This is a genomic window from Streptomyces sp. SID11385 (genome assembly GCF_010548245.1).
In the GTDB taxonomy this organism is placed as follows: Bacteria; Actinomycetota; Actinomycetes; order Streptomycetales; family Streptomycetaceae; genus Streptomyces.
In genome coordinates this window covers 1-6,953 of sequence record NZ_JAAGLR010000412.1, presented here as the reverse complement: position 1 = coordinate 6,953, position 6,953 = coordinate 1, and the positions used below count along the sequence as shown (strand labels likewise).

The 6,953-nt window shown below is 73.0% G+C and carries 5 protein-coding genes; 2 read left to right on the top strand and 3 right to left on the bottom strand.

Features of this window, described 5'->3' with window-relative positions:
- The 3 genes from G3I42_RS12700 to G3I42_RS12690 all read right to left on the bottom strand — a co-directional run.
- Positions 1–1,073: ATP-binding protein (locus G3I42_RS12700; RefSeq protein ID WP_164285447.1), on the bottom strand; the 1,073-nt coding region annotated here is incomplete at its 3' end.
- A 224-nt stretch (positions 1,074–1,297) separates the two neighbouring features.
- Positions 1,298–1,933: an NUDIX hydrolase gene (locus G3I42_RS12695; protein ID WP_164285445.1), complete on the bottom strand. Its 636-nt coding sequence runs from the start codon at positions 1,931–1,933 to the stop codon at positions 1,298–1,300.
- Between the two features lie 160 nt (positions 1,934–2,093).
- Positions 2,094–3,749 (bottom strand): CTP synthase, encoded by a 1,656-nt coding sequence (locus tag G3I42_RS12690; protein WP_164285443.1) that lies wholly within the window; start codon positions 3,747–3,749, stop codon positions 2,094–2,096.
- A 517-nt stretch (positions 3,750–4,266) separates the two neighbouring features.
- On the opposite strand from G3I42_RS12690, the gene G3I42_RS12685 reads away from it, so the two are divergent.
- On the top strand, positions 4,267–6,093 hold the full coding sequence (locus G3I42_RS12685; protein ID WP_164285441.1) for a glycoside hydrolase family 15 protein: 1,827 nt from the start codon (positions 4,267–4,269) through the stop codon (positions 6,091–6,093).
- Between the two features lie 174 nt (positions 6,094–6,267).
- On the top strand, positions 6,268–6,953 hold a 686-nt coding region (locus G3I42_RS12680), incomplete at its 3' end, for a PucR family transcriptional regulator ligand-binding domain-containing protein (protein WP_343244532.1).

Genomic DNA, 6,953 nt, shown 5'->3' with positions numbered 1-6,953 from the left:
CCCGGGAGCGGGCGCAGCAGCCCGTGCCGGACGAAGTGCTCCAGGCGCGCGGCGGCGTGCTGCACGGAGCAGCCCGCGAGCGCGGACGCGGTGTGCGCGTCGGCGAGTCCTTCGGGGGCGAGGTGGAGCAGGCGCAGCAGGCGCTGGTCGGAGGCGGGGAGCTGGTCGTGGCTGAAGCGCAGGAGCCGGTCCACGGGCAGGTCGGTGGCGGTCTTCGCGCGGCGCGGGGCCGCGCCGTCGGCGCCGTCCTCGCCCGTCGCGGGTTCCGGCAGGGCGCGGGGCACGGCGGCGCGGTGCGCCTCCAGACGGGCGAGGAGGTCGGCCACGGAGGACTCGGGACGCGTGGCGAGCCAGCCCCCGGCGAGGACGAGTGCGGCGGGCTGTCCGCGGCACTCCTCGGCAAGCCGCTCGGCGGCGTGCGGGTCGGCCGCGGCCCGCCCGGGCCCCGCGTACCGCTCGACGAGGCGTACGGCGGCCTGCCGCTCCAGGCCGCCGAGCGTGCAGGGGCGGACGTCGCTGAGCCCGGTGAGCGGGCCGGTGGCGACGGCGAGGAGGAGGCAGGCGGGGTTGTCGGGGAGGAGTTCGTCGACCTGCTGCGCGTCGTGCGCGTCGTCGAGGAGCAGCAGGACGCTCCGCTCGCGGAGCGCGGCGCGCAGTCGCGCGGTGAGGTCATCCTCGGCGGCCCCGGCCGGGGTCTGTTCGCCGAGGTCGGCGAGGAGGGACCGGGCGGCGTCCCCGGCGGGGACCGGGGCGCCCGCGGGGTCGGTGAGCCGGACCCGCAGGAACCCATCGGGATAACGCTCGGTGAGCGCCGCCGCGAAGGTCTCGGCGAGGGCGGTACGGCCCGAACCGGGGCGTCCCGCGACAAGCAGGACACGGGCGCGGGGCGGGGTCTGCCCGGCGAGGGTGTCGAGCCCGGTACGGCCGATGTCCTCGTGGAGCGAGGCGAGTTCGCGTTCCCGGCCGAGGAGCGCGTCCGCGCCGGTCACGCGCCCGTGACGGGTCCGCGCCGGGTCGGCACCGCTCACCCCGGCGCCGCTCGCCCCGCCGGTGTCCACCACCTGGTCCGTCACGGGCCACGCTCCCGTTCAGCCGCACGCTCACCGAGCCGCGCGTCCCGCCCAGGGCAGGACGGACGCGCGACTCAGAGCGTACGTCACCGTGCGTGGCGAACCGGCGACGACCTGGCGTGACCATCCCTCTATCGGATGAGTATTTCGTCAGATGACCGCGCTCCGGGAGAGAAGGGCGCGGAAGGGCCGGTCCCCGGGGTCGCGTGGGGTCTGCGGGACGGGGCTCAGAAGGGCCGGGCGGGCCAGGGCGCGTCGGCGGGGCGCAGTCCGCTGAGCGCGGCCTCGGTGTCCTCCGAGCCGTCGAGGAGGGCGCCGAGCGCGAGGGCGCCGATGACGAGGGAGCTGTTGTGGAGTTCCCCGCCGAGGCAGCCGCGGACGAGGTCCTGGTAGGGCACGCGCGCCGTGCGCATGTCGGCCTCCTCGCCGTCCGGGGTGTACCGCTCCTGGCCCGCGTCGCGCAGCCCGGTCGCGAGGAAGACCCGTACCGCCTCGTCGGAGCCGCCCGGTGAGGAGTAGTGGTCGACGAGGACGTGCCATTCGGCGGCCTCCAGGTGCGCCTCCTCGAAGAGTTCGCGCTCGGCGGCGTGCAGCGGGTTCTCGCCGGGAACGTCGAGGAGCCCCGCGGGCAGCTCCCACAGCCGTTCGCGGACGGGGTGCCGGTACTGGTTGACGACGACGACGCGCCGCTCCTCGTCGAGCGCGAGGATCACGACGGACCCGGGGTGCACCTGGTAGTCGCGGGTGGCGACCTCGCCGTCCGGCATCACGACCTTCTCGCTGCGCACGCTCGTCTTGGCGCCGCGCCACGGCGTCTCGCTCGCCGTGGTCCGCCACTGCTCGGAGTTGTCCTTGATCGTCATGCCCTCATCCTCCCGCAGCCCGCCTGCCCCCGCGAGGGAACCACCACACCCGAGGGGTCACCCGCGGACAGGCGTACGCATCCGGGGACGCGGACAGGGGCGCCCCCGGCACGCGTACGTGTGCGGGGGCGCCCCTGTCCGTCCGGTGGCGGCTTGCCGCTCAGGCCTTCTGCTGCCGCTCCACGGCCGCCTTCACCAGGCCCGCGAAGAGCGGGTGGGGGCGGGTCGGGCGGGAGCGCAGCTCCGGGTGGGCCTGGGTCGCGATGAGGTAGGGGTGCGTCTCGCGCGGGTACTCGACGTACTCGACGAGCTTGCCGTCCGGCGAGGTGCCCGAGAAGACGATGCCGGCCTTCTTCTCCAGCTCCGAGCGGTAGGCGTTGTTGACCTCGTAGCGGTGGCGGTGGCGCTCCTCGACGTACTCGCGGCCGTCGTAGACCTCGCGCGCGATCGAGCCCTCGGCGAGCTTCGCCGGGTACATGCCGAGCCGCATCGTGCCGCCCATGTCGCCCTCGCCGGCGACGATGTCGAGCTGCTCGGCCATCGTGGAGATGACCGGGTGGCCGGTCGCCGGGTCGAACTCGGTGGAGTTGGCGTCCTCGATGCCCGCGAGGTTGCGGGCGGCCTCGATGACGATGCACTGGAGGCCGAGGCAGAGCCCGAGGAGCGGGACCTTGTGCTCGCGGGCGTACGTGATCGCGCCGACCTTGCCGACCACGCCGCGGTCGCCGAAGCCGCCGGGGATGCAGATCGCGTCGCAGTCCCCGAGCTGCGCCGCCGCGCCGGCGGGGGTCTTGCAGTCGTCGGAGGTGACCCACTTGACCTTGACGCGGGCGCGGTTGGCGAAGCCGCCCGCGCGCAGCGCCTCGGTGACCGAGAGGTAGGCGTCGGGCAGGTCGATGTACTTGCCGACGAGCGCGACCGTGACCTCGTGGTCCGGGTTGTGGACGCGGTCGAGGAGGTCCTCCCACACGGTCCAGTCGACGTCGCGGAAGGGCAGGTCGAGCTTGCGGACGACGTAGGCGTCGAGGCCCTCGCCGTGCAGGACCTTCGGGATGTCGTAGATCGACTTGGCGTCGGGACAGGCGACGACGGCGGTCTCGTCGACGTCGCACATGAGCGAGACCTTGCGCTTGATCGACAGCGGCACCTCGCGGTCGGCGCGCAGCACGATCGCGTCGGGCTGGACGCCGATGTTGCGCAGCGCCGCCACCGAGTGCTGGGTCGGCTTGGTCTTCAGCTCGCCGGAGGGGCCGATGTAGGGCAGCAGCGAGATGTGCACGACGAAGACGTTGTCGCGGCCGACCTCGTGCCGCACCTGGCGGACGGTCTCCAGGAAGGGCAGCGACTCGATGTCGCCGACGGTGCCGCCGACCTCGGTGATGACGACGTCCACGTCGTCGCTCGCCAGGCGCCGGATGCGGCCCTTGATCTCGTTGGTGATGTGCGGGATGACCTGCACGGTGTCACCGAGGTACTCGCCGCGCCGCTCCTTGGCGATGACCTGCGAGTAGACCTGGCCGGTGGTGACGTTCGCGGAGCCGTCGAGGTCGACGTCGAGGAAACGCTCGTAGTGGCCGATGTCGAGGTCCGTCTCGGCGCCGTCGTTGGTGACGAAGACCTCACCGTGCTGGAAGGGGTTCATCGTCCCCGGGTCCACGTTGAGGTAGGGGTCGAGCTTCTGCATCGTCACCCGCAGACCGCGCGCCTTCAGGAGCGCCCCCAGGCTGGAGGCGGTGAGGCCCTTGCCGAGTGAGGAGGCGACACCCCCGGTGACGAAGATGTGCTTGGTCGTCGTGGACGAGGTGCGGTTCGGCATGGCCAAGAGGGGGCTCCCGTGGTCGCGGTCTGGAGTGCGGACCGGAATTCCGCGCCGGCTCGATGAGCCGGTGGGAAGGTCCGTCGCTGCGGGCGGGGGTCTCACGGTCCGTAAAGGGCCCACCGGTCCACGGGCTACCAGGGTATCAGCGTCGGCGGAGCGTTCCGGCGGCGCGGGTTTCGCCGGACCCGTACCGGGGCAGACCCCACACGCTGTGTGTATGCGCGAGTACCGGGCACGTCCAACGCGCCCGGCTTTTACCGCGCCACAACACAAGCCTCACCCATTCGGCCCTACCGCCGTGTCCCGACGGTCGCACGGATCACCACGGGGCGTCGTATCCTGCTCGGACATCCGCCGCCGGGCTCGAAGAAACTGGACCGCGCAAGCGCTTCCCACAAGGGGTGGAGGTGGGCGACGGGGGGAGGCCAGAAGAATCCCCCCGCCCACCCTGGAACAGCGGCCCGGCGGCTCACCCTATGACCGCAGCGCATGGTGCCCCGTGAAGGGGCGTGCCGTGGCCGTTCGACTGGAGATGCACGTGGCCGGGCGCATCGAGGATTACGCACTCATCGGAGACTTGCAGACCGCCGCACTGGTCTGCCGGGACGGCACGGTCGACTGGCTGTGCCTGCCCCGCTTCGATTCGCAGGCGATCTTCGCGGGGCTCCTCGGGACCGAGGAGCACGGATTCTGGCGGCTGGGACCGGCGTTCGCCCCCGGTACCCCGCCGCCCGACGCCGACCGCAGAACGTACCGGGGGGATTCCCTGATCCTGGAGTCGGAGTGGGACACCCCGCGCGGCAGTGTGCGCGTGACCGATTTCATGGGCCCGCGCGAGGAGGCGCCCCAGCTCATCCGCGTCGTGGAGGGACTCAGCGGCCGGGTGCCGATGCGCTCCAGCCTGCGCATGCGGTTCAGCTACGGGCGGATCACGCCGTGGGTGCACCGGGTCGACGAGCGCACGGTCGCCGTCTCAGGACCTGACTCGGTATGGCTCGACACCGACGCGGAGACGTACGGCAAGAACCTCACGACGTACTCCGACTTCACGGTCGGCCCCGGCGACAAGGTCTACTTCGTCATCTCCTGGCAGGCGAGCCACCTGCCCCCGCCCGCGCTGCCGAGGCCGTACGAGGCCCTGGCGGCGACCGAGGAGTTCTGGCAGGAGTGGGTCGAGCAGTGCACGTACCACGGCCCCTACCGCGAGGCCGTGATCCGCTCGCTCATCACGCTGAAGGCGCTCACCTACGCGCCGACCGGCGGGATCGTCGCCGCGCCGACGACGTCGCTGCCCGAGGAGATCGGCGGGGTCCGCAACTGGGACTACCGCTTCACCTGGCTGCGTGACGCGGCGATCACGCTCTCCTCGCTGCTGCGCACCGGCTACCGCGACGAGGCCCGCGCCTGGCGCGAGTGGCTGCTGCGCGCGGTCGGCGGCGACCCGGAGAACCTCCAGATCATGTACGGGATCGCGGGCGAGCGGGAACTGGGCGAGAGCGAGCTGGACTGGCTGCCCGGCTACGAGGGCTCGACGCCGGTACGGGTCGGCAACGGCGCGGCGGGGCAGCTCCAGCTCGACGTGTACGGCGAGGTCACCGAGGCCCTGCACCTCGCGCACATGACGGGCCTGGCCCGCAACGACTACGCCTCGCTGCTCCAGCTCAAGCTCATCCAGTACCTGGAGCACCACTGGTCCGAGCCGGACGAGGGCATCTGGGAGGTGCGCGGGCCGCGCCGCCACTTCGTGCACTCGAAGGTCATGGCGTGGGTCGCGGTGGACCGCACGATCAAGCTCATCGAGTCCGGGGACGCCGACGGCCCGCTGGAGCGCTGGAAGGAGCTGCGCGACGACATCCACCGGGACGTGTGCGAGAAGGGCTACGACCCGGAGCGGAACACGTTCACGCAGTCGTACGGCTCCCGAGAGCTGGACGCCTCGCTGCTGCTCATCCCGCAGATGGGCTTCCTGCCGCCCGACGACAAGCGGGTCATCGGCACGATCGAGGCGATCCAGCGCGAGCTGTCCACGAAGGACGGCTTCATCATGCGCTACCCGACCTCGGGCGACGACGAGGGCGTGGACGGGCTCGCGGGCGACGAGGGCGCGTTCCTCGCCTGTTCGTTCTGGATGGCGGACGACCTCGCGATGATCGGCCGCGTCGACGAGGCCCGCAAGCTCTTCGAGCGCCTGCTGTCCCTGCGCAACGACCTCGGCCTCCTCGCCGAGGAGTGGGACCCGGTGCGCGGCCGGCAGGTCGGCAACTTCCCGCAGGCGTTCAGCCACGTGCCCCTCATCGACACGGCCCTGCGGCTGACGGCGAGCGGGGCGTACGGGGGCTGAGCGGCGCGCGACGCCGCGAGCGGGACGCCGCGAGGGCCCCGGGCCGTACGGTCCGGGGCCCTCGTGCGTGCGGGTGCGGGACCCGTCGCGCGTGCGGTCCAAGGCCCCTCGGGTGCCGTGACCTGGGTCGACGGGCGGGTGACGGGCCGGTGTTCCGCGCGGTAGCGTCCGCGCGTGGAGAGTCAGGGCGGGATCACGGTACGGCGGGCGCTGGAGCTGCCGGGGCTGCGCGGCGGGCTGCCCGAGGTGCTGGCCTGCGCGGAGCGGCTCGACCGCGCGGTGCGGTGGGTGCACGCGGGCGAGGTCCCGAACATCGCCTCGCTGCTCAAAGGCGGCGAGCTGCTGCTCACCACGGGGCTCGGCCTCGGCGACCGTCCCGCCGAGCAGCGCGCCTTCGTCCGGCGGCTCGCCGAGCGCGGTATCGCGGCGCTCGTCGTCGAACTCGGCCCGCGCTTCACGCGCCTGCCCGCCGCCCTCGTGGAGACCGCCCGCACGGCCGGTCTCCCGCTCGTTCAACTGCACCGCGAGGTCGCGTTCGTCGCGGTGACGGAGGAGATCCACACCGAGATCGTCAACGGGCACTACGCCGTCCTGCGCCAGGCCGAGGAGGTGCACAGGCGCTGCACCGAGGCGGTGCTCGGCGGCGGTGGCGTGCCCCAGGTCCTCACCCTCCTCGCGGAGTTCGGCGGCAACCCGGTCTTCCTGGAGACGGCCGGGGGCGGTCTGCTGTACGGGGCGTGGGGCGGTCCGGGCGAGAGCGAGCCGCTGCCGGTGTGGGAGCGGCTGAGGGGCAGCCGGGCGGCCCGCGCGGAGGGCCCGCCCGCGGGTGCGGTGCTCGTGGACGTGGCGGGGGCGGCACC

Coding starts and splice junctions, on each gene's coding strand:
- G3I42_RS12695 (WP_164285445.1), bottom strand. CDS start 1,933: ATGACGATCAAGGACAACTCCGAGCAGTGGCGGACCACGGCGAGCGAG.
- G3I42_RS12690 (WP_164285443.1), bottom strand. CDS start 3,749: ATGCCGAACCGCACCTCGTCCACGACGACCAAGCACATCTTCGTCACC.